At 30.8% G+C, this 24,784-nt stretch carries 20 protein-coding genes, 1 tRNA gene and 1 pseudogene; 14 read left to right on the plus strand and 8 right to left on the minus strand.

Annotated elements, in window-relative coordinates; all coding sequences use genetic code 11:
• Positions 1-128 precede the first annotated feature (128 nt).
• The 8 genes from AC1RNS_RS21230 to AC1RNS_RS21265 all read left to right on the plus strand — a co-directional run bounded on the left by AC1RNS_RS21230 (position 129) and on the right by AC1RNS_RS21265 (position 9,708).
• Complete coding sequence (locus AC1RNS_RS21230; protein ID WP_492995550.1) at positions 129-1,097, plus strand: protein NO VEIN domain-containing protein; 969 nt, start codon at positions 129-131, stop codon at positions 1,095-1,097.
• 136 nt (positions 1,098-1,233) lie between these two features.
• Positions 1,234-1,797, plus strand: a complete 564-nt coding sequence (locus tag AC1RNS_RS21235) for a recombinase family protein (RefSeq protein ID WP_492995551.1) — start codon at positions 1,234-1,236, stop codon at positions 1,795-1,797.
• Between the two features lie 51 nt (positions 1,798-1,848).
• Positions 1,849-3,831 carry an FRG domain-containing protein gene (locus AC1RNS_RS21240; RefSeq protein ID WP_492995553.1) on the plus strand — a complete coding sequence of 661 codons (1,983 nt, stop codon included), beginning with the start codon at positions 1,849-1,851 and terminating at the stop codon, positions 3,829-3,831.
• Between the two features lie 111 nt (positions 3,832-3,942).
• The gene (locus AC1RNS_RS21245; RefSeq protein ID WP_492995554.1) at positions 3,943-5,043 is read left to right on the plus strand and encodes a hypothetical protein; all 1,101 of its coding nucleotides are present in this window, start codon (positions 3,943-3,945) and stop codon (positions 5,041-5,043) included.
• 71 nt (positions 5,044-5,114) lie between these two features.
• A complete protein-coding gene (locus AC1RNS_RS21250) occupies positions 5,115-6,005 on the plus strand; it encodes a hypothetical protein (protein WP_492995556.1) in 891 nt (296 codons plus the stop codon).
• 449 nt (positions 6,006-6,454) lie between these two features.
• Entirely contained in the window at positions 6,455-8,050 is a 1,596-nt protein-coding gene (locus AC1RNS_RS21255; RefSeq protein WP_492995558.1) for an RNA-directed DNA polymerase, read from the plus strand.
• A 266-nt stretch (positions 8,051-8,316) separates the two neighbouring features.
• Positions 8,317-9,477, plus strand: coding sequence for a protein kinase family protein (locus tag AC1RNS_RS21260; protein ID WP_492995559.1), 1,161 nt, complete (start codon positions 8,317-8,319; stop codon positions 9,475-9,477).
• Positions 9,478-9,617: 140 nt separating this feature from the next.
• Positions 9,618-9,708 (plus strand) — tRNA-Ser (locus AC1RNS_RS21265).
• A gap of 520 nt (positions 9,709-10,228) precedes the next feature.
• Here the strand turns inward: AC1RNS_RS21265 and AC1RNS_RS21270 are convergent.
• Positions 10,229-10,438, minus strand: a complete 210-nt coding sequence (locus AC1RNS_RS21270; protein WP_492995561.1) for a hypothetical protein — start codon at positions 10,436-10,438, stop codon at positions 10,229-10,231.
• On the opposite strand from AC1RNS_RS21270, the pseudogene AC1RNS_RS21275 reads away from it, so the two are divergent.
• A pseudogene (locus AC1RNS_RS21275) lies at positions 10,393-10,968 on the plus strand (IS3 family transposase); the annotation flags it as partial. The gene AC1RNS_RS21270 and the pseudogene AC1RNS_RS21275 sit on opposite strands and share 46 nt — an antisense overlap.
• Positions 10,969-11,032: 64 nt before the next feature.
• Here AC1RNS_RS21275 and AC1RNS_RS21280 read toward each other — a convergent pair.
• Positions 11,033-11,755, minus strand: coding sequence for a hypothetical protein (locus AC1RNS_RS21280; RefSeq protein WP_492995562.1), 723 nt, complete (start codon positions 11,753-11,755; stop codon positions 11,033-11,035).
• A 393-nt stretch (positions 11,756-12,148) separates the two neighbouring features.
• Here AC1RNS_RS21280 and AC1RNS_RS21285 point away from each other — a divergent pair, with 393 nt between their 5' ends.
• The 4 genes from AC1RNS_RS21285 to AC1RNS_RS21300 all read left to right on the plus strand — a co-directional run bounded on the left by AC1RNS_RS21285 (position 12,149) and on the right by AC1RNS_RS21300 (position 16,881).
• Positions 12,149-12,673, plus strand: a complete 525-nt coding sequence (locus tag AC1RNS_RS21285; RefSeq protein WP_492995564.1) for a hypothetical protein — start codon at positions 12,149-12,151, stop codon at positions 12,671-12,673.
• A gap of 767 nt (positions 12,674-13,440) precedes the next feature.
• Positions 13,441-14,001, plus strand: coding sequence for a GNAT family N-acetyltransferase (locus tag AC1RNS_RS21290; protein ID WP_492995565.1), 561 nt, complete (start codon positions 13,441-13,443; stop codon positions 13,999-14,001).
• Positions 14,002-14,758: 757 nt separating this feature from the next.
• Positions 14,759-15,259 carry a DUF4275 family protein gene (locus AC1RNS_RS21295; RefSeq protein WP_492995566.1) on the plus strand — a complete coding sequence of 167 codons (501 nt, stop codon included), beginning with the start codon at positions 14,759-14,761 and terminating at the stop codon, positions 15,257-15,259.
• Positions 15,260-15,507: 248 nt separating this feature from the next.
• Entirely contained in the window at positions 15,508-16,881 is a 1,374-nt protein-coding gene (locus AC1RNS_RS21300) for an HNH endonuclease (RefSeq protein ID WP_492995568.1), read from the plus strand.
• A gap of 285 nt (positions 16,882-17,166) precedes the next feature.
• Here AC1RNS_RS21300 and AC1RNS_RS21305 read toward each other — a convergent pair whose 3' ends face one another.
• The 6 genes from AC1RNS_RS21305 to AC1RNS_RS21330 are packed head-to-tail and all read right to left on the minus strand — an operon-like array spanning position 17,167 to position 23,636.
• A complete protein-coding gene (locus AC1RNS_RS21305) occupies positions 17,167-18,321 on the minus strand; it encodes a hypothetical protein (RefSeq protein WP_492995570.1) in 1,155 nt (384 codons plus the stop codon).
• Entirely contained in the window at positions 18,311-19,642 is a 1,332-nt protein-coding gene (locus AC1RNS_RS21310) for a F390 synthetase-related protein (protein WP_492995596.1), read from the minus strand. Before AC1RNS_RS21310 ends, AC1RNS_RS21305 begins: the two co-directional genes overlap by 11 nt.
• Before the next feature lie 22 nt (positions 19,643-19,664).
• The gene (locus AC1RNS_RS21315) at positions 19,665-20,501 is read right to left on the minus strand and encodes an MBL fold metallo-hydrolase (protein ID WP_492995571.1); all 837 of its coding nucleotides are present in this window, start codon (positions 20,499-20,501) and stop codon (positions 19,665-19,667) included.
• Entirely contained in the window at positions 20,494-21,492 is a 999-nt protein-coding gene (locus tag AC1RNS_RS21320) for an NAD-dependent epimerase/dehydratase family protein (RefSeq protein WP_492995572.1), read from the minus strand. The genes AC1RNS_RS21315 and AC1RNS_RS21320 overlap by 8 nt, the downstream gene beginning before the upstream one ends.
• Positions 21,485-22,648, minus strand: a complete 1,164-nt coding sequence (locus tag AC1RNS_RS21325) for an ATP-grasp domain-containing protein (RefSeq protein ID WP_492995574.1) — start codon at positions 22,646-22,648, stop codon at positions 21,485-21,487. Before AC1RNS_RS21325 ends, AC1RNS_RS21320 begins: the two co-directional genes overlap by 8 nt.
• The gene (locus tag AC1RNS_RS21330) at positions 22,638-23,636 is read right to left on the minus strand and encodes a beta-ketoacyl-ACP synthase III (RefSeq protein WP_492995576.1); all 999 of its coding nucleotides are present in this window, start codon (positions 23,634-23,636) and stop codon (positions 22,638-22,640) included. Before AC1RNS_RS21330 ends, AC1RNS_RS21325 begins: the two co-directional genes overlap by 11 nt.
• 345 nt (positions 23,637-23,981) lie before the next feature.
• On the opposite strand from AC1RNS_RS21330, the gene AC1RNS_RS21335 reads away from it, so the two are divergent.
• Positions 23,982-24,182, plus strand: a complete 201-nt coding sequence (locus tag AC1RNS_RS21335; protein WP_492995577.1) for a hypothetical protein — start codon at positions 23,982-23,984, stop codon at positions 24,180-24,182.
• Positions 24,183-24,784: the final 602 nt, after the last annotated feature.

Genomic DNA, 24,784 nt, shown 5'->3' on the forward strand with positions numbered 1-24,784 from the left:
ACTACATGGGCATCATTCATGTGGTCTTGTTGTATTTTTACGAGACGATATGGTCTGGTAGATAAATACAATAGGTTCATTAAGAAAATGATATGATAAATAAAGCAAAAGTATAAAGGAGAAGACTTATGGAATATGCTGTTATAACTGAGAATGATGAATCAAAATGGGATGACAAAACAGGCGTTTTATATCACTTTCCCACGAAATATATTAATAAGCTAACGAGTGGAACTAGAGTAATTTATTATAAAGGAACAATGAAAAATAAAGCTTATGAAGATTTTAGATTAACTAGATTTCCTCATTATTTTGGTGTCGCTACGATTGGAGAGGTTCATAAGGATGAAGAAAATCCAAAACAATATTATGCGCAAATTTTAGATTTCATACCGTTTGATAAACCTGTAATCAATAAGGATGAAAATAATCATTACTATGAAGAAGTTATTCGAGAAAACCATTGGAGAGATGGAGTAAGAAAAATTTCTGAGGAATTATATATAAAAATTCTTTCTCAGACTAGTCATAAAGTCGAAAAAGATGTAAAAGGAAGTAATTTGGTTGTAGAAGAAAAGTCACTTGTTAAATTAGAAGAACTAAATATTTCTGTAGTAGATGATATTATTGTACATACAAAAAAACAACCAATTTCAAATAAAGAACACAGAAGTTCCAATCCTAATAAAAATAGTGGAGTTCCAAGATATTCTAAGAACGCTAAAATCATTGGAGATAGAGCAGAAGAGATAGTATTAGAATTGTTGAAAAAAGAAGGAATGAAAGAAGTATTATGGGTAGCTCAACTAAGTGAAAAGCCTGGATATGATATTAAGTTCATTGATATAGATGGAGTAGAAAAGTATGTTGAAGTAAAAGGCACTGCTACTAAAAGATTTCCAAATTTTATTTTAACCATGAATGAACTTAATTCATCAGAGAGGTATAGAAATCAGTATTATATTTACTTAGTTGCTGAATGTTTAAGCAAGTCGCCGAAGATACAGAAAATTTGTGACCCATATAGTTTTTTTGAAAATAATAAGTGGGAAAAAACGCCGATTTCATATAATATTACATTTGTAGATGATCTATAAAACCATCGTTTAATAGACTAATTTAAAGCGGAGTATAAATTAACGTTTATACTTCGTTTTTTTGTTGTTTTTGTCTATAAACTCGTCTATTGTTAAAAGTGTATAAAACGTATAAGTAAATGGAATGGGGGGTATTATGGGAAGAGTTATTGGATATTGTCGAGTTAGTACAGAAGATCAAAATCTAGATATGCAGGAGCAAGCCATTGAACACTATGCTAAAGAAAAAGGATTAGAGTTTATCTTGTATGTTGAAAAAATATCAAGTCGTAAAGAAGAAAGAGTTGAACTTGAACATGCGATGAAAGCTGCAGCTAATGGAGATCTATTTGTTGTGTATAAGTTAGATAGATTAGCTAGAAGCACAAAAGAGCTATTTACACTCACGGGAGAGTTACAAGATAAGGGAATAGAGTTTGTTTCAATTAACGATGCATTTGATACAACTACTCCAACAGGTAAAGCTATGTTTGGTATGTTAGCTGTATTTGCTGAGTTTGAACGTGATATTATTCAACAGCGAACAAAAGCAGGATTAGAGAGTGCAAGAAAACGTGGAAGAGTAGGAGGGAGACCACCAATCGATGAGAAGACTAAGAAGCGTGTAAGAGCTTTATTTGAAGCAGGAGAGAGTGCAAATGATATTGCTAGGGAGTATGGAATTGGCAGAGCAACTGTGTATAAGATAATTAAAATGTAAAAATTCACTTTAAAGGATATAATAGTTATTGTTACTTTGGAGGTGTATCTGGTGGGAAAGTATTTGTTGGGAAGTAGTGAAGATTTAAATGACGTCTTAAAAAAAGTAGAAAACTTATTAGATTTAAATGGATATATTTGTGTGGATGATTTTCTGATAAATAAGAAGCCTGAGATCAAATATCGAGTTAAACAAGAATTAATTAGTAAGTATGTTAAAAATTCGGGTAGTGATTTTTCTAAATTAGTGAAAGATTATAATAGAGCAAAAAATAATAACAATAATAAAGAACTAAAGTTTCTTCAAAATAGAAATTTTGAAGTTCGAAGTAATATAGCGCAGTACAATCGTGAAATGAAGAAATTGAATATAGAATTAGAAAAAGTTGATGAAAAAAGACAAACGCATCGTTATAGGATTTATTTCCTAGAAGATTTAGTAGCAGATAAAGAAAGAATTAAAGATAGCTTATTTAGAAATACTGAAAAAAAATATATAGATAATATTTATAAAGATATTGAAAATATTGATACTGAATTGAGAAGTATTTATTCTGAAATAGATGACTTAAAGATGAAATATCAACTTGATGAAAGTAAGTATAGTGAAATACTTCAAAAATTACATATGCTGAAAATAAAGCGAGAAGAGAATTTAGAAGAAGAAAATGGTTTGAAAAAAGAATTGTCATTAGTTAAAGAAAGATTAAATTATTCTCAAAATGAATTGGAACTAAGAAGAAAAAAGATCATTAATGCTCTTATTTATACAGCAGTACAGAATGAAGGGAAGTTATATATTTACAACTCTTTTAAATATCGAATTAATTTCTTAGAAGATTCCAATGAACTTTTTAATTTAATAAACAGAATAAAAGAACAAGTGAAATTAAGTAATAGCATAGAATATGAGGATCGAATCTTTGAGAAGGTAGTTCAAAAAATTAATTTGTTATCTGATTATAATAATAAAAATACTATGAATCTGGGTTTGGAATTGAATGACATAAAAAGGAGTTTAATGGAAGATTTTTTAGATTTTTATAAATTTATTAAGAGGAAATCTAAGGAATCATCGGAGAAAATATTATTTTATCGAGGACATACTAACTCAAACTATTTATCGATTCCAAGTATTTATAGAGAAAAGGGGTTTATTGAAAATGAAGATATAATGTTTCGTGAAATCCAAGTTAGGTGTTCTGAAGAAATGTTAGCACTGAATACATACTTAGAGAAACTAACTGCTATGCAACATTATTCTTTACCAACTAGACTTTTAGATATTACTTCTAGTGTCATGGTTGCCTTATTTTTTGCAGTTGAGAACGATTTTAAGGTTGATGGAGAACTAATTGTATATGGAACAAATAAAGATGATATTAAATATTTTGATAGTGATACTGTAGAAATGTTATCTGCGTTATCCATATTAAATATAAATGATAAAAACGAATTACTGACAGAAATAATGGAGAGCATAATAAGCTTAATAAAACATTCATTACCTAACATTTCTAAAAATCGTTCAAAAGTTTTTATGGAAAATATAAATGATATGCAAGTTAAAATAATTAGAGATTTCAATTCTTTGCCGATAGTGAAGAGATTAAGTCATGAAATAAAAAAACAGACACAATTAGCATTAGATGAAATAAATCCGATTGACTTATTGGATATTTGTTTTGTGAAACCAGTATTAAATAATAATAGAATTATTAGACAACAAGGTGCTTTTATTGTGAATGGGTTATTAGATAAAGGAAATGGTACTCAAAGGTATCGGATATTTGACTGGAGACAGAGTTCAATGTTAGAGACGAATCTGGATTATTTAGATGAAGAAACCCTAATTAATTTAAAAGAACACATGGATTTAAATAAAATTATATTGAGAAATATAATTCCTTCAGTAAAGAAGTCGGAATTCAAAGCATGGTTGAAAGATTTAGGGATGGATGAATCTGTTATTTATCCAGACTTTGAAAATATTGCGAAATATTTAAAAAAGGCTTATAGTCAATTTGAGAATTAAGAAGTAAAATTATTCTTTTATTATGAACGATATAAATTATTTTTATATCGTTTTTTTAAAGATCTCAAATGTATAATTACATATAAAATGTACATTAAAGGAAGTGCTAGTGTGACTGAGCAAAAAGAGTTAGATTTAATTTTTTCAAAAATAGAGAAGGACTATAAACAAGTAACAGATAAAGAGATGACTAGATTAGTTCAACTGATTAATTATAAATTTACTGGTAATGACTTTATAATAAATCAGTTATCAAAGGATGAATTAATCAAAGCGTTAGATTTTATAACTAGAGCTTCTTTTGAACTAACAAATAGAAAGGGACTATTTGATAAATCTTCAAAGCATTATATATTAAGTAATTTATACAAAGCAAAAAAAGGGTTAGACTCTCTCTCAAGAAAAGAGTTATTTATAAAGAAGGGCTTATTTTTGTATGCTGAATTTGATATTAGAAAAATGTTTATAGAATTTAAGTTCAAAGTAATTAACAATGAACCTATTTTATTAATTAAATTTATTTATGGATATGGTAGTATTACCAATTTCATAGAAATTGTTTTAGAAGAAATTCAAAATAATTATTTGGTAGATGTTGGATATGAAGTCGATAAGGATAAAATAGGGATTTTTTATAAGGATATTCAAATTGATAAAGATCACTTGATTTACGATAAAGTTGAGGTAGAAGAAGGAATTGTTAATCCTAAATGGTCATCAATTGATGGTAAATGGTTTGAGGAAATATGGAGTTCAATAGGCGAAGAAGAGGAAAAGGAAGATAATCCTGTATTTTTTCAAAACAATAAACCTTACAAAGGTTATATGAAAGTTAAAGAATTATTTTGTGGGGCTAAAAAGAACGTTCAATTGATCGATCCATATATAAATGAAGTACTACTTACTTTAATTCAAGAGCTAGACCCAAATGTAAATATTCAGGTGATAACTGAAAAGTTACAAGGGGATTCTGAAATTCAGTATAAAGCACTGAGAAAAGAACGAGGAAATCTAGAAATTAGAAAGTCAAAGGATAATCATGATAGATACTTAATAATTGATGAGGGGAAAGTTTATTTATTAGGTTGCTCAATAAACTCTATAGGAAATAAGACATCAACAATTGTTCCAATTGAACATAAGTTTGTCGAGAGAGAAATTATTGATTACTTTAAATTATCATGGAATGAAAAAGCATATACACTTAAATAAGTGTATGAAATAGCTCAATAAGAATATAGATAGCATTTGAGAATTTAATGGGAAAATGAGGTGAGATTCTTTTGAGTAAAGTAAATATTAAAGACTTAACTCTAAAAATGTTTGAATTAGAGAAACCATCAATAGAAGTTATAGATAGATTCCTAAGAAATATAAATGAATTCAAGACTTTAATTACTAACTCAAAATCAGAAGAGTTTGAAGAAACTTTGAAGAAAATTGATGAGATAGAGAAGGATTTTCTTCAAAGTAAAAGAAAAATCGGAGATTTTATACATATTAGGGAGACATATATACATAAATATTTTAAGATAATTGATTATTTTGGAGAAAAAGAATGGTTTATAGATGATGAAATTTTTGTTCTTACTTTAGATTTAGCTTTTAAAAAACAAGCAGATAAAATCAATGAAGATTTTGTAGTAAATTATTTAGAAGAGAACTTAACCAATTATATGGAGTCAATAGTGAATTCACCAAAGCTGAAATTACAAAAAGATATACTTGAAACGTGTTTTGATATGTTAAAAAAAGAACAATATAATATTATTATTTTCCCTCTAATGGCGATTTATGATAATTTATTTAATCGTTGGATTCAGAATAAAGAGAATCAAACTATGATTTATGAAAATATATATATAGGAGGATTAGCCAAAGATATTAGGAATAATTTATATTCAAAATTTGGAAATAATACTACTGAAACTTTAAAATATTTAACTATTTATGTTGCATGCTCAGCATTTTCTTATTTCTTTTCTTCAAATAAAGAACTAAAAACTGATGTATTAAATAGAAATTGCATTATGCATGGAAACCATAATTTTAATGCGGTTTCGAGAAATGATTGTTTAAAAATAATTTTAGCGATAAAACAATGTATAGATGCTTTGGAATATACTTCTCATTTAATACCATTACATACATTAAAGAAAAAATTGAAACAATAAATTGATTGATTTAAAAATAAGAATAGGATATTAAAAACACTTTGGTGGGATTGTCTAAAGTTGTTGATACATATTTTTTAAAAAGGCAACAAATTTGACCATAAGGATTTGAAAGACATATGTATTTATATTATGGACAACCGAATTACTCGAATAGAATTGATAATAATCGTTTAAATTATTTAAATTTCCGTTGAAAAGGCATATGGATTAGTGAAAATTATACAGAATTATAGGGCGGGTATTTCCGATCTAAAGTAATTAAATTATTATAGATGGTGTAGTCCTCTTACAGACACAGAAATTGAAGTGGTAAACGAGATGATAGGTATGTCTATATATTTCAATATGGCATATTTGTTGTGTTTTTCTATTTTTTGTATGGTAAAATTGTATTGGTAATTCAAAGGTGTTTAGTGATTATTGAACTATTAATTGGAGTGATTAATTTGTTAAAGCTTAAAATTGAATCATTAGAATGGGCATTGAAACATATAGAGAATTATGGTGATACCGATATTTTTCCAGTTCCCTTTGAATATGAAGCAATTAGATATTTATGGGATAGAACTACAAGAGAATTACCTAATGGAACATCTCTTAAAGAATATTTAAGAAATCATGATATGTTACAGTGGAATGTAAGAGATTATAGAAGGAGCCTAACGCCAAAACATAAGTTTGGCTTTAGATTATCCACACAGTTAGATCCATTGGATACATTGGTATATTTAGCTTTAGTATATGAAATTGGTCAAGATATTGAATCAAAAAGGATTCCAGTAGATAGGAACGTAAGTTTTTCTTATAGATTTAATCCAAATGATGACGGTAGAATGTTTGATTCAGAAATACATTATGGAAGTTTCTTGAGTTATTGCGAAGAGAAAGTCGATGAATTCACTGGTGATGATAACATTAAATATGTAGTAGTAGCAGATATAGCAGACTTTTTCCCTAGATTATACTTACATCCATTGGAAAATGCTTTAAGTTCGTGTACTACTATGAGCAATCATGCACGTGCAATTAAACGTCTATTAAATAGTTGGAATTATAGTATTTCTTATGGAATACCAGTAGGACAAGATGCATCAAGATTGCTTGCAGAACTTGCGCTAAATGATATAGATGAAGGATTGCTTAGCGAAGGTATAGACTTTTGTAGATATGTTGATGATTTTAGAATATTTTGCTCGAGTGAAAAAGAGGCTTATCAACAATTAGCCATTTTAGCGGAAATGTTGTTTGAAAATCATGGGTTAACTTTACAACAACATAAAACTAGAATAGTGTCTGTGGAAGAATTCAGAGAGGGATATTTAAAATCAGGAGAGTCAATAGAGATTCAGAGGTTATCAGATGAATTTTTAGATATTATAAAAGAAATGGGCATAGATGACCCGTACGGAGATATTGATTATGATATTTTACCAGATGAACTACAGCAACAAATAGATAGCCTAAATCTTATAGCAATTCTACAAGAACAAATCGATTCTGAGAGTGCAGATGCTAAAATAGTTGGATTTGTTTTGAGAAGAATGGCTCAATTAAATAATACTGAAGCGTTAGATTTAGTTTTAGATAATATAGATAAACTATATACGGCGTTCCAACATATATTTGTGTACATTAATCAACTAGACTTAAGCATTTATCAGAAGGAAAGAATAAGTGGAAAATTAATAAGTATATTAGAAGATTCTATTGTAGGTCATTTAGAATTTCATAGAATGTGGCTATTCAAAACTTTTAGCAACGGAACAGGCTGGAATATTGATAATCTAGCTACATACTACAATGATTATTATGATGATTTTTTAAGAAGAAAAATAATATTAGCTTTAGGTAATGCAAATCAACAATCGTGGTTTAAGACAAGGAAGAGAAATATTATGCAGTTCCCTAATTGGCAAAGAAGGGCATTTTTGGTGTCCGCTAATTGTCTTCCTGGCGATGAAGCAAGTCACTGGTACCGTTCGATTTTACCTAGATTGGATGTTTTAGAGGTGGCAGTTGTAAAATGGGCAGAGAGTAGATAAATAAAGTGGAAATTATAATATTTAGGTAGGAATTGAGCCACCAAATTAAAGAAGCCTAATTGTAACTTGCTCAGTTTTACAAAACACAATACTCTATTCTTATCAACAAAAGCAGTTGTAGCAAAAGTATATAAGAGAGTCTAATATTAGGCTCTCTTTGTATTTTGAATTAATTAAATGATTTGTCTGAATCTGATTTGCGAATCATTAGATTATTCAAATTAACATCTATAATATTATAATTATAATGTAAAGGTGTGCATAAAATGGATATAAACAACTATATTACATCTCAATATAAAGAAATAGAGGAATATGTGGATTTAGAGTTTGCTGATTTATATACAAATATTGGAAATGAAAAATTAAAAAATATCTTTGTAACTTTACATGGAAATTTAATTAATCTATTTAAAACCATGAATCAAAGATTACCTACTAATGAACATACAGCTCATTTTTGGGCAGAACCCAGTAGAGATTTAATAAAAATGATTAATATAGCTACAAGACTTAAAAGGGCATTAAAAAATTCAATTTATACTTTTTCAATTGATGAATATTATGAAAGTGTAATAAATAAATGCTCAGAGTTTTTATCTTCTAGTGGGGGAAACTCAATTCCAGAAAATATGGATATGATTGATTTATATTATGAAATCCCAATTTTCAAAATGAATACTTCCATAGAAATAGAAGCACCTAATCAAATTAGTATAGAAAACTTAAAAATGATAGGAGAAGGCTCTTACGCTAATGTATATAGGTACAAAGATAAATATTATAATAAAAGCTTCATTGTTAAAAGAGCAAAAAAAGACTTAAAGCATAAAGAATTAATTAGATTTAAAAATGAATTTACAGAGATGCAAAAAATGCGTTCTCCTTATATTGTTGAAGTTTATAGGTATAACAACGATAATAACGAATACATTATGGAATGTATGGATTGTACATTGTATGAATACATATTAAAAAATAACGCAACTCTTTCTACGATACAAAGGAAAAACATATGTTTTCAAGTATTGAAAGCTTTCAAATATATCCATTCAAAAGGTTACCTGCATAGAGATATTAGTCCTAATAATGTACTTATAATGATATATGATGATATAGTTGTAGCTAAAATATCTGATTTTGGTCTTGTCAAAATTCCAGAGCTAGAATTAACTTCATTAAATTCAGATATTAAAGGCTCTTTTAATGATTCATCTTTACATATTGATGGTTTTAAAAATTATAATATTCTTCATGAAACATATGCCTTAACTAGGTTAATTCTTTTCATTATGACAGGAAAAGTGAATTTAGAACATATAACTAATGGAAAATTATATGAGTATAAAATTAAAGGGTTAAATCCAGACAAAAATAAAAGATTCGCAAATGTAGAAGAAATGAATAGATTTATAAGTGATTTTTAAATTGATTTAATCAGATGAATTTGTGAGACAAATAGGACTGTTTTTACTTTTAATCATTTTTAATTGATGTTATTTTATATATAAAGATACTTTCGGTCTAAAAACGTAATTTGACCGAATCCCATGTATAGTTTAAGAGTGTCTCAATGGCTTGGTATTACTAGGATTGTAAAGAGTGATGTTAGTGGTAAGCTAAGCCGTCGGTCGGGGGTTCGAATCCCTCCTGGGACGCTAACCTAAGCCTTACAGCCACAACGGTTGTAAGGCATTTTATTTTTATGCATAACTACGAATAGCTGAAAAATCTGCCCAAAGTTTGTCCAAATCAATCTTTTTTGATAAAAAGCTTATTGAAGTGATTACTAGCTCTTTGATCAGTTTCTTCTAATAAATGTCCATAAGTATTCATTGTTGTGGTAATATTTGAATGTCCTAATCTTGACTGAATAACTTTTGGGTGTTCGCCAGCATGAATTAATAAAATGCTGAAGTGTGACATAGATCATGGAAACGTATTCTAGGTAAATCAGGATTCCTTTTTGTAAAACTGTCCCACCATTGACTTATTGAATCAGGGCGATACGGTTTACCAAATTCATTTGAGAAAATGAAAAAATGTTCCTTCCATTCTCGTTCATCGCCAGCCTCTTCTAGTTGATATTTTTTAACTGCAGCAAGCGTAACTTGATCATTCATTATATTTGATGGAATAGTTACTACACGTTTTCTTTTACCTTTTGTCTAGTCTCTTTTACAATAATTCCATCACAGTTAAATTAACTAAAGCTTGTTCTATTAAAAGAGTATTTTTTTCAGTGTTCAAGTGTTTTTCTTCTATAGCTACTAATTCACCTTGGCACGCGGCACTCACTACAGCAAGTTCGACCAATAATCTTTTTTCGGCAGTTTCGCGATAATCCATATCGACGAATTGCCAAAGCAACAAAGGAACATCGAACATTATCGAACCTGCTAAACCGTCAATTTAAGCAAAGGGTAGCTGGGAAAGTATTATTAACAGACATCACCTATCTTTGAGTTACGGAAAGGTAAACGCACCTACTTGTCTACAATTAAAGATGGGAAACCAATGAAATTTTGGCTTATGAAGTATCTGATAAAATAACGTTAGATATTGCCCTGAATACTTTAAAGAAATTAAAGAAGAATGGAATAAAACTAAATGAGGGTGCCTTCATCCACTCAGACCAAGGCTTCCACTACACCAATCCCCAATTCCAAAAGCTTGTGAAGAAAATGGGAATAAGTCAGTCAATGTCCTGTCGTGGGAACTGTTGGGATAACGCTCCTCAAGAATCATTCTTTGGGCATTTTAAAGATGAAACAGATTTAAGATCATGTGAAACACTAGAAGATGTAAAAGGGGAAATTAAAAGTTATATGACTTATTACAATCACTATCGAGGTCAGTGGAACCTAAAGAAGATGACGCCTGCGCAATACAGACATCATCTTCTTCAAGTTACCTAGAGTCTTTTTTAAAATGTCCTTTACAAAGGGTACACTTTAGTTTGGGATTATCTATTGCAGTTTGTTATTTCCCTTCGAAATACTGGACTAAAGAATTTTTAAATGCGTCAAGTTTTTTCAATAATAAACTGTATGCTTCACGCTCTTTGATTGCTTCTTCAATATCCTTGCTATTTTTTTCGCGATATTTATTAAAAGCGTCAATATCGAGTATTTCAGCATTATCAGAATTTAACGTACCGTCTTTTAACTTTTCCTCGTATAACTTCATCATTCGAGAAATGCCCTCATCAGAAATATGAACCTCCCCACTTGTTATGCCTAAACCCCTGATAAGAAACATTGCCATATCAGCTCTTGCATTCTTTTCCTTAAAATAATTTTGGGCCTCTTCATTTACGGCTTTAGCACGAAATTCATCAACCAAATCTAAAACACTGTTCTGAAAAATCTGGTTGGTGTTTTTATCGTCTGCCTGTCCGTCAAATATGCCTTTTTCTTTATATTGTTCAATTTTTGTCAAAAACTCGCCTAATAATTCGTTATCAGAATTGCTATCGGAATTATTTTTTAAGCTTAACTTTAATCGAGCTAGGTCATTCGAAAAATCTTTTAATGTATCGTTAGACACGTTCGGACTAAAAGGTGAACGGCTAAAAATAACTGCGGCGCTATTTTTCCCGCTTGCATTTGTGCTAATAGAGCCTTTATTGCCTTTGTTAAACATGCCGATATTGCATTTTTGCAACCCGCTATCAACCGATGAACCATTCAAACTCACTTTCATAATATCGCCCCTTCATTTCCTGTAAATAGCTTTTACGCTCTTAATATACATCGGTTAAAATCCAAAATAATTTATACTTGGTATTTGTTTTAAAGATAGGTCATTTTTGCCTTTTATTGTGTGTAGGTTTCAAAATTTTATAATCAATTAAGAAGCTCTAGTAAAAATGGTAAATAACGAAAAAGATGTAATTCGTTTGCGGTTACATCTTTTGATAACATCATTGATTTATAAAAGGATTTATTAATAATACAACTTCATACAAAATAGAAGAATTGAAAGAATGAATTTTTACCAAAGATAAAACCGTGTGAGCTAGCATCGATTTCCGATAACAGGTTTAGCCTGCAAAATGCTGGAAGATAATAGAATATTTATCAAAGGAGTGTTTATATGAAGAAATTTTCACTATGTTTAAGTGTCTTATTCTGTTTGGTTTCAGTAGTGGGTTGTAGCGAGCAGGGCAAGGATGTAAACGGTGAATTTCTTTTAGGTAACTTTGGCACTGATTGGAAAGAAGAAACTTTTTATTTGGTTGTTCCAATTAATTGGTCAGGAGAATCATCTGTAACAATAGAATCGATAAAGTTGATAAAAAAAGATGAGAAGCCTATTACATACGAGGAAGATGGTATAAAATATCAAGTCTTTGGCGCAAACCCATTGAAGTCATCAGGGATATATGGTGAATCAGATGTAGGAGAATTAAAAAATATAAAAGATATAGAGATAAACGGTGATGGTAAAATTGCGCTTAAATTAGTATTGGGAGAAGAGGTAAATGAAGACAGTGAACGAAGAATAAAAATTAGTTTTAGTATTAAAGGAGAAGAATATGAAAAAATTGTTGAATGGAAAACCCTCGAACAATTAGCTACGGTGTCAGAAAACAATTCAGTCATACCCTACACAACTTAGCAGAGAACTACTTTAAAGATATTTTATATTCTCTTAATATGAAAAGTTATTAACTTTAGATATTTGCTGACAGTTTCACTTTACAATAAAGAGATTGTGAAAAATATACTTAGTGCAACAAGAATTTAAAAAGTATACAAAATAAACCTAATAAACGTCAAATGAAAGTTTAGAAATATATCAAAAAGCCAAAAAGCGTTGTTAAATCAACGTTTTTTGTTTTTTTAATGAACATTATTTATACAGCTTTTTATGCAAGGGGTGCAAACAATTGATACATCAACAATTAATCAATTATGGTTTGCTGTCTAGTGTACATAAAATCGTGCATATGCGTTGTTAATATGCAATTTTGGCGCTCCTTATTACAATAAAACATTCATGTTTTCAGGCAATAAGGGCTGCGAATAAAATATGGCATTAATTTCTTGTTGTCCCGAATAGAATAGGCACATTCATGTTTTGTTTAATCCAACGAAAAAACTTTCAATTGCCCAACGAGATTTATAAATGGGATGTTTAATCGTTCCATATTGTGCAGGATAGGTTATCGAAGAAATAGTTAAAGATTTACTTGTTAAATAATTGGATTGAAAAAATTGTTAAATTTATATACAATTTAACTATATCATAAGTAAAGGGAGATGAACTCTTGATGGCATGTATTGTATTAGAAGTTTTAACAGGATCAAAGAAGCAAAAAATTAGCAAGGGTTCAGTAGAATAACCCTTACTGCTGTTCCCTGCGTATTAATAGGGGGATAAAAATGATAAAGCATTATATTGAAAATTTTCTAACAGGTGATAAAATCGTTTTACGAAAAATTACAAAAGATGATTATGAAAATTTCTATGCAATTGAAGATGTTGTAGAAAGTCGATTATTAATGAATGATGGGATTCCATTTCCACCAACTAAAGGTGACCATGAAAAGTTTCTAAGTGAAGTAAATCCTGAAAAAGATGAATATATATTCGGGATTGAGCTGAAAGATGAGAAAATCTTTATTGGGACGATATCTGTTTACTCAGTGAATTGGAAAAACAGTACTTGTCATGTTGGTGTTTCCATTGGAACCGCATACCAAGGAAAAGGCTATGGAACAGATTCGATGAAAGTATTGATCGACTTTATATTCAATTATATGAATTTAAATAAAGTAAAACTTCAGGTATTTAGTTTTAATAAAAGAGCAGTTGCTTCTTATGAAAAATGTGGGTTTTCTTTGGAAGGAACTTTAAAAGAAGAACTATTTAGATTTGGAAGATTTTACGATATTTATTATATGGGATTGATTAGAAAAGATTGGATTAATTTACAGAGTTAAATATTGTTCAGTAAGGAAGTATAAGTTTAATAACAAACATTATAAAAGTGTTCTCTTTCGAGGATGCTTTTTCTTTTGCACAAAAGTAGGTGAAAAGCCATTATTCACTAATACAACGGATTCGGATAAACTGTTAGAATCGTTAACTAGTGATATTAATAAAAAAGAATTTGATATGGTCAATGATGAAATTATAATCAATCAGGCAGTGTAGCAATACGCAGAAGTTGCTGAGGAGCTTTGCTATGAATATTAAAGAAGGTGTACTGGCAGTTGCTAGGCATTAAGAGCCGTATTTATTGGGGCATATAGAAGGCTGTAGAACGTTTAAATAGTAAGTTGATAAATTATCACATATAGAAGAAACGCCTTATAATGAACGCCCAATACCTTTCTATAATTGGTTGAATGAGCGTGATGGTCTTCCACAATCAATAGTACATGATGAACCATCATTAGGTAAATAGCTGGAATGGTAAATGGAAATAGTTATCCAAATGAAAGTGTTATGGGGTATTATTAAATTACAAAGCAGATTAGTGAAAGTATGGTCTGATAGAGGTCTTAAGATATGAAGCGTTTAGTTAAAGGTATAGTAGTAATTTAGTTGATTTACTATGTAGTTTTTAACTACAGACTCACCAGGTTAGCGTGTTATCGAATTATTAAACTAACTAAGCAGGAGAGTTGAAGAAGTAATAAAAAAGTTTGATTTTTACTAAAAACGGATTTCTTTAATTCGTTAATGGAGGAAAAAATGATTAGAGATAAAATTGATAAAATCTTAGACTGTTTACCAGAGGAAGAATTAGAAAATGTTTATTGGTCAATAGTTTTTATCCAAGAAGATTATATATTTAAACAAAACTTACGTGAAAAAGGTGTTGTCATAGAATTAGTTAATGAAGCAGAGGTAATTAATAATTTATGGGATAAGACATTCGCACAAAACATTAGTGAAGAATTAAAAGAAGAAATATATTATGAACAGTTTAAATGGCATATTTTCAGCTATGATAAGCAAGAATGCTTGAAAAAAGATGCTGCCAGAAAAGCATTTGATACTTTATCTAAAGAAGAATTTTATGTAATGTATCAAGGTTCACCAATAATATTCCTTTATACAAATGCTAATGAAGTAATATCAAGGGATTTTGATACTCAACAAGATATATATATATTTGATAAAAACTTTACTTGGACATATGTTCATACACACGAATCAATGTGTGGTCCATATCTTTATAAGATAGATTGAAATTAAGATTCACAAGATTGGGACAAATTTTGGATGTTATTACTAACTAAGGGCAGTAATACCAAGGTTCTAGACGTGTAATTAGAGCAATGGCAAATGTGCTTACATTTTTAGAATCTATTGAGAAGAAAATAACTTAGATATACAGGTTTATAACTTTGATATTGTCTTAGCGCTGTTTAATATAAAAATCGTTAAAGAATATTTAATAATATATAATTCTAGAACAAATACAAAGAGGTGATTTCATGAATAAATGGATTTTCCAAGGCAATCCAACAAGGTTTAATGTGGATGCTTATTTACTTGATAATGATGTGATTACTTGGTCTATGCGGCAGCAGCATTTAGCAAATTATATTGAAATTGGCGATGATGTTTTTATTTGGCGATCTGATGGGAATGAAAAAGGAAGTAGTGGAATTGTCGCTAGAGCGCAAGTAATATCACTTCCTCAAGACTACATAAATAGTGAGGAATCTGCACAGTATTGGTATGAAGACGTGACCGAAGTTTATTTAGCTGTTCGTTTGAAAGTTTTAGAGGTAGAAGTAGAGAACATGTTAAAAAGAACAAATTTGCTGCAACATGAAATTTTACAACACTTACCCATTTTGAAAATTAGACAAAACACAAATTATTTGTTAACGGCAGATTTAGGGGCAGCTTTAGTGAAAGAATGGGAAGAAGCTGTAGAAAAGTCTGAGACTCAAGCTCATTTACAAGTTAAAGAATCTAACACTGGCATCGTCCTCTCCATCCCAGCATCATCAACTATTCATTTAATCGAATGCTACCATATCCATGCATTTCCTTCCCCACGCTCGTATAACTATTCGAATCTTGTGACGTTTCGTAAAAAAGGTGGGGCGATGCGAGAGCTGTATACAGTGATTGGTACATTTGTGATGGATGTTCGGCATGGTGTGGTAAATGAAACGATTGAACGATTTCCTACAGATGTGCAGGTTAGAATTAGACAATATGTGGAGGAACGTGCGCGGGATTTTGGATTTGAAAAGCCTGAGTTTCAGTTTTGGGTACTATGTTTTGAGCAGTCATTACAACATGAGCCACAAGCGGTAAAAACGTATAATGGACATGTGTATTTTACTTATAAGGATCTTATAAGTGGAGAGCCATATGTAAAGATTTCATCCAATCAAACAACAAATACCAAAGCAGACTACATACATGATTTTGAACAAGAAATGAATGAATTGAAAGTGACACCAATTGAGGAAACGGAAAAAGAGCAGATTGTGAAGTCACGTATTGGTCAGTCGTCGTTTAAAAAGGCATTATTGTCCTTTGAGAAAAAGTGTAAGCTATGTGGCGTGTCAGAGGAAGCATTTTTAATTGCGAGTCACATTAAGCCGTGGTCTATTTCAAATCACCACGAACGACTTGATGTTGACAATGGTTTGCTACTTTGCCCAAATCATGATCAATTGTTCGACAAAGGGTTTATTAGCTTTCTAAATAATGGACAAATTGTTGTTTCAGATAGCATAGATGACAATACGAGGCAGTTTATGAACATCCAAGTAACGATGAAAATCAAATTAACAGACAGACAAAAAGTTTATATGCAGTGGCATTTGGAGAATATTTTTAGGTAAAGAGAACGTTTAGTCTAACTACTACTCGAATTCGTTTTATAGCTATAATTATAGGAATCAAGGGTTTGAGGCGATTTCCCCTTTTTCTGAGAAAACAATAGAAAATGAAGATTTCCTACACATTAGTTTGTCTTTTTTTAACTTGCTTCATATGTTTAAATCATTATTTGTTAGTCCGTAAGTCCATTGTATATTTACCAATTAGAGTATATTTATAAAAATGATTAATTGTTTATTAGGAGAATGCCGAGTTTGTGTAAATCACACAACCCCGGCTTTTAGATCTTATAATTCCAGCCTTTCTACTAAAGGGATTCCAATTTTCTTAAGCAAGAAAGATAATAGTTTCCAATAACATCTTTTATAGAAGGGAAGATGGTTGACGTATAGGGCTGTATATTCAGGTGTTCCTACACCGCCTCTAGCCTTTTTAAAGTGACCAGCGCCTGCACTTTGATGATATAAATATTTATTGTCTAGAGCTAATGTTGTGTTTAAGTGTCTCAGAATTCTATAGAGCTGATATTTCGGGAATAATGAGAGATTGTAACCGTAAATCGGATTTGTCATCATATTGCTTAACACAAAGGTTCCAGAAATAGCTTCTAATTGACCGTTAATTTTTACTCCTTGAAAAATGAATAAATTCTTTTTCAGCATCTTTTCAATGAATGTATAGGTGAATTGTGGATTTAAATCAGAATACTTTTCTATATATAATTGATGATAAAGCTCAACGATTCGTTCAATATCTGCTGTTGCTAATTCTTTATTAGAAACAACCGTCATATCCTTGGTTAAACATTTCTCATCATGTTTTCGTTTTTTTCTTTCACTTTTAGTAGGTGTATTTAGTCTATCGTTCGTAGATATGTAAATATAGCGACTAGGTAATAAATTAAAGCCCTCTTTTTCAAACCCCTCCATCATATTTTTATGACAAATTTCATTAATAGATCGAAAGCCAAGTTGGTGTGTTGGAAAATGTTTAATCAGCAGCTCTTTTATTAAAAAAATTTCCTCTACTGTTAAAGGCGTTATTAAGTTTGTGGAAAGGCAATAATTGTTAATATAAACGATTTTATTCATTTCCATTTTCTTTGCTATATAGCCAAATTGATTAATTATAGCCTTAAGAACAACTCTTAACGGTTTTGAAGAAATAAAGCGCAATTCTTCCTTTGCATAGGAAATATAATGCGTATATGGTGAACAAACATATGAATTTTCGTAGGTGCTGTCATTGACTGTACAGGGTATTAATTTACGCCCAATTGCGGCAAAAAAAATGTCTGTTTTTACGTTTTGGATATAAGCTGCTGTGTCAGCAATCATGTCTTCGAAAAACGCTTGTAAAAATGCTCCGTTTTCATAGAAATGCCAATCTAATTCGTGCATATTATTTTTGTTGAATAGAGTACCTTTATCATCATTCAGCATTTTGAACAACCTCTTTAACTGCCATTTTGTTTTCAATCCGTTTCAGTTTTGTTAATCGGTCTTGTTCTTCATATGGACTGAAAGTGATAAGAGGGCAGTGGTAGTTTTCTTGTAGATAGACCATTAAATTTGCTTGAATGCTTTGTTCAGTTTCTTGTCTTTGCTCTTCATCAAACACTAAACATTGGACCTCGATTTTATTTTCGCTATGTTGAATAACTCTATATTCTTTTAGGTTTTCTGAAGCGGTAATACAAGCTCGTCGAATAAAATCAGGAAAAACGTATGCTAGATGATCATGGTGTCTATCTTTTAAAATAAATAAGTCATCCATACGTCCCTCAATTTGTTCAATCGCCAACATTGGAGAGCCACAAGGGCAAGGCTCGGATTTTATTGTAAGAATATCGTTTAAACGATAACGAATAATGGGCTGTGTACGTCTTCTAAAATCAGTGATAATCGGATAAAATTTCGTTTTCTCCGAATTTAGGAATTCTTTTTCGATATAAACGATATCTTCATTTAAATGAATCGTACCATGTGAGCAAGAACATCCAAGGAAACCCTCTGTACATTGATAGACCTGATGAACCTTTTGATTAAATATATTTTCGATGAATACTTGGTCTAAAGGGTCCAAAACTTCTGCCATTGTAATAATTTTGATAGGTTGTATGGCTAGTTTATTTTCTTTTACAGCTTGAGCCAAGCGTCTAACCATTGAAGGGGGTGCTGCAATAATCGTTGGTTGATAGGCTTTTAACCTTTTTATATGGGATTCAAAGCTATCTAGTAAATCAAAAAATGAAAATTCTATTTTTTTATTTTTTACAGACTCATACAAATTGCTGTTTGCACGTAAAAAGAAGGCAATTTTCTCTTTGTTTTTAAAACCATTAGGCAGCAATTTTGCTAAAATCGTCCCTGCCCAGGCTGTTTGTTCTTCTTCTGAAACTAAGAAAATCCCTCTGTTTCCAGATGTTCCAGATGATAATCCTACAGTGATATTACCAATTGTTGGGGAAAAATCTCGATTTTCTTCAGCATTTAAAGCAACCCCGAAAGCCTCTTCTTTTAAAACGCCTTTTGTATTGAGGGTGTTGAAGTGATTCATCATTATTTGTTTATCCATAAAAGGATAATTAGTTATGTCATTAGATGCTTTTAACCTCAACTGTCGATAATATGAAGAATGTTTATTTATCCATAAAAGATGTTTTTTCAATTGCTTGCTCTGCCATTGTCGAAAGGACTGTGGTGAGTATTTTTGTATACGTTTCACTCTTAAATAGTTTTGTAGAATTTTAATGACCTTCATCATTTTTAACCTCTTTGCCTATTTATTGAAATGGTTCTTCGCAATGAGTAGGAATAATTTTAATTTTTTTGTCTAATGAATGCAATTGCACTATTTTTTCGAAGTTTTCTTTATATTCTTTAGCGTTAGCCATAATTATATAGGCTAATTTACTAGGGGAACGATTTTCCCTATAGCCAACACTTCTCCAAACAGCATCCGCGATTAAAAAAATAGTTTCCTTTTTGTCACTTTCAAAAATCAAACCAAATTGTCCTTTTGCATGCCCTGATAAATTAATGGCAATACAACTCCCATCACCAAATATATCAAAAAGAGGTTTTTGAAAAATGTCAATAATTGTGTTGATGGATGGATTACCGATTTGAGTTGTTTTTGCATCTTCTATAAAAGAAACTCGTTCTTCAAAATCAGCAGGTAATAGATTGGGGATATAGGCAGATAATACAGCACCTATATCTTTTTTATTTTTTATTGAAAGATAGGCTTCTTTAGAGCAGATAAATTGACTGTTAGGAAAATCTTTTAATCCACACATATGATCGGCATGGAAATGGCTCAAAAAAATATATTGAATATCATCCGCAAAAATGTTTTCTTGAGCTAGTTGTGCTAGGATGCTGTCTTCGGGCTTTATATAGACAGGCGTGATCTTAGCATATATGGAATAAGGGAATCTTTTCGTTTCTTCATAAAAACGCTTAGTATATCCAGTGTCAAATAAAATATAGCCTTTATTCGGATGTTTTAATAGAGCAACCATAGCAGGAAATTTCATCTCATAGGATGCTTCTCCTTTTAAAGCTATTTTTGCATTATGCGTACAGTACCCTGTATGAAATAATTTATAGCTAATCATTTTGAGTTTTCCACCATTCTGCGAATAGATGAATCCCTTCTTCAACAGAAATAAGTGGTTTATAGCCTAAATCTGTTTTAGCAGCATCTATATTTAAAGTTTGAGAGTGAGCTAATACTGTCACTGTATAAGGTGTGATGATTGGTTCCTTTTTAATTTGGAAGATTCGATATGCTTTTTCTAAAAGATTAGCAACTAGTAATATACTTTTGTATTTCAATTCTTTTTTCCTCATAGGCTGGTTCAGCATACTAAAGACTTTTTCTAAAATATCGCATAAATACACTGGCTCACCATTTGTGATGTTATATTTTTGACCAAAGGTTTTTTCATCCGAATCCAGACAAAGACATAAGGCATCTACAACATTTTCAACATATGTAATATCTGTTAATACCTTTCCACCATTTATAAATGGTATGCCAGATTTTTGATTGGCCTTAATTAATCTAGGAATAATAGCATTATCTCCAGGACCAAATAACGCACGAGGTCTTATGGTAATGGTAGCTAATCCTTTTCTAAATGCTTCGTCTACAACCTCTTCTGCTTTTCTTTTTGTGTCAGCATAATAGTTAATTGCAGGATTAGGCAATAAACTATCTTCTTTAACATCTATTTTTGATCGATCTTGCAAATTAAAATAAATACTTGGTGTGGAAACGTGAACAAATCTTTTTATATTGTGCAAAAGGGCAGCATCAACCATGTTTTGTGTACCGACTACATTAGATGTATAGAAATCTTCGTATTTACCCCAAACCGAGGAAAGTGCTCCACAATGAATAACAACATCTTGGTTCTGCATAGCATTGAAAATTCCTTTTCTATCCTCTAAAGAAAGGGAAATAAATCGGACATCTTTAGGAAGTGTTTTCCCAATTGTTTTATTACGTCCAATAGCAGTCACATTATACCCTTTAACAACGAGCCTTTTTACAACATGCTGTCCTAAAAAGCCTGTTGCTCCTGTAACCAAAATATTACTCATTTACAATTTCCTCTCCGTTCCATTCTATATCCATGGTACTCATTTGATAACTAGAGATTTTTCTTCTCTTCGCTTCCTTTAATAAATAAAAAAAGCTGCTTATTTGGCCAAAGAACGGCTTTCTATCTTTTGAATTCCAAACAATATCCTTTGCTTTCGCCATTTTACGAAGCTGTTTAAAAAAGTTTTTTGAGAGCAATGTTTGGAGCATGGCTAAGCCTAACATCGTTGTCTCTCTCCCAATAATATAGGAAGCAGTGTTATTTCCGTGCTGTTGAAGAGGAAAGAGACAAATACCGCTAGTTGTTCTAGGGTTGCATTCTATCGGATAAAATTCGCCCTTGTTCGTCATAATTAAATCAAAAGCAATTTGGCCAGTATATTGGTATTTTTCGATGTAAAGCTTCATGAATTCTTCCAATTTGGCATTACGAAAAGGCTCAAAATAAATGGTAGCACCAAGCCCAACCTGATCATTTGTTTGATAAGCGCTATAGTACTTCATAAAGCCTTTGTCTGCTATAGCATACGTACAAATTTGTATACCCTCGATTTTTTCTTGGATAACCCAAATCGTTTTTTTAAAATATAGATATTCAATTATTTCATGCTCTTTCTTAAAAGCAACTTCCGTTCCAAATCTTGAATAAGCAGGCTTACATACATATTCATGGCTTAAGTTAATGTGGTTCGCCTTTAGAATACTGGCAATCTCTGCTTTAGAGTGAATAGTAGTTGTATCAATTACTACAGTAAAAGGGGCAGTTATATATTTACTAAAAAAACCACTTAACGTGTTGATAAACAAGCCTTTATGGTGAAAGACGTTAATTTTTTCTAACGGTTCGCAAAAGACCCGACAATATTGAGAAAGCTGTTCATAGCCATAGGCAATATGAAACACTTCTTCACAGGTTGGTATTATTAAATCAATGTTGTTTTCTTGAATGATTTTAATTAAATCCTGAATATAGGCATCACGATTTTTATTAGGTGAACGAACATGAAAGTTTTTTTCAAATAGGTTAGAGTGCATACATAGGTGCTGTGGTAAACTTTCAGCCATAAATAAGGTCTTGCCTTGCTGCTTTAACAAACGGGCAAAATAATAAGTGGCAGGGGCACGCCCGCCTGTCAGTAGAATATTAGTATTCAAACACAACCCCTCCGATAGAAAGTCCTGCTGATGTTCCGATAAGCATAATTTTATTTCCACGCTGGATTTTATGTTGCACAATGGCTTCATGTAAAGCTATTGGAATACTGGAAGCAATTGTGTTTCCATGATTATGAATAATGTTCATGAACTTTGCCTCTTCTATTCCTAATTTATTCCTTAAAATTCTCATTGCCATACCACTTGCTTGATGTGGAACAACTAAATCGATATCATTCATTGTACAATTCGATGTAGCTAATAATTTCTCCATAAAAGCGCCAATATTTTTGGAAGATAATTTAAAAACGGATTTCCCATTCATATCAAATAAAAAGTCGGTTTCATGTGCATTAGGATTAGTAGGGTGTAATTTTGTGCCTCCACCTCTAATTTCGGTAATATGTGCTCCTTCACTAAATGTTTCCATATGTCCAGATAGTATTTTAGAAGTTTCATTTTCAGGCGTTTTTGTAATGACGACAGCAGCAGCGCCATCTCCAAATAAAATGGCATTTTCTTTAGCCTCCCAATTTAATCCTACTGAGGCAATATCACTAGATACTAGAAGCACATTTCTATATCTTTCGCAATGTATTAAATAGGAAATCGTATCAAATCCTGTTACGAAACTTAAACATGTAGAGTTAATATCAAAACAGGGGATTTTAGAATCACTTAAACCTAATTGCTTTTGAACAAGTGCCGCATTACATGGAATAGGCTGTTCCATTGTTCCGCTAACACTTACAATACAATCAATATCTTTTTTATGTAAACCCGAAGCTTTAATCGCTTCCATTGCTGCAAAAGTTGCCATTTCAGAGGCCGTTTCATTTACAATGAAAGACCGCATTGCAACACCTGATTTTTGTTCTACCCAGCCTGCCTTTACCCCTAATAATTCATCTATTTCACGCGCATATACTTTTTTACTTGGTAAATATTTTCCTGTGCCTAAAATTTTCACGTGTCTTATTTGAGACATAAATATTTCCTCCCCTCTTAAGTAAAAAAGTTTACGCTACAAACCAAGAAGAGTAAAACCCATTTTATTGGTAATGTTTACAGAATCGATAATTAGGTAGATGTGCTAAATAGCTGAACGAAGGGGATTTATTGTAGATTATTGAAAGAAGTTCATAAGATAATGAATTAGTATATAAGGAATTTAGTATTCATTTACTTCGGTTGCTCTTAAACGATCTTTTTTCATTATGCTTTAGTATGTTTACCTTCATACCTGTTGCACACTAGATAATTTCTTTATAAATTAGAATAATTTATATGAAAAACGGAAAGAAATAGGTGTAAATTGTAGGAGTTGATAGCTATGGAATTTTATAAAGATGTAGAAATTTACTGTTACAGCTGTCGTAAAAAGACTATATTTACATGTAATGATATGAATGGAAAAAAAGGCGTAGACAGTCATTGTAGTGAATGTTCTGCTATTTGGTTTGAATGGCAAAACCGAGCAGTGGAGAGAGAGATGGAAAAATGGGTTGAATATAACCAAAAACTTGTAAATTAACTTATTACTATTTTCAATATTCATTAGGGGTTGTCCAAAAAGTCCATTTCAGATGATTTTTAGGACAGTCCTGAATGTATATAGGTCTACATATAATGCACATCTTAGTTCATTTTATAAATGATTTTGGTGTAAAAAAGGAAATTCAAAAGCAAGAGGAGCTTTATCTACTGAATTAAATGTTTAGGACTTCAATACAAATGCAATTGAATTCTATAAACATTTAGGAATGGAAAGTATAAGTAGAAAAATGAAGATAAATGTTTAATTTGGATTAGGAAATCAGTAGTTATCTTATAAATATTATAAGTAGTCCCTTTAATTAAAAAGAGTTTTTATACATTGATTGAGAAGAATAACTTACAGAGCTATAACAATTGACCAGGTGACTCATTACTAGTGAGTAACTGGTCTTTTTCATTTCATCAAATGAGCATTGTTTGAAAGTACTAAGAAGTAAGTGATTTGTTTCTCTAAAATCTTTATGACAAAGAGTCTTGTTATTTAGGGGTAATTTGAAAAAAGAATTATCGAATAATACTGATATAACAAACTTTAGAGGTTTTAAGCAAGGGAATTTAAAAGAAATTTTTGTATATAGA

This window comes from Lysinibacillus sp. GW821-FHT14F06, assembly GCF_058803665.1.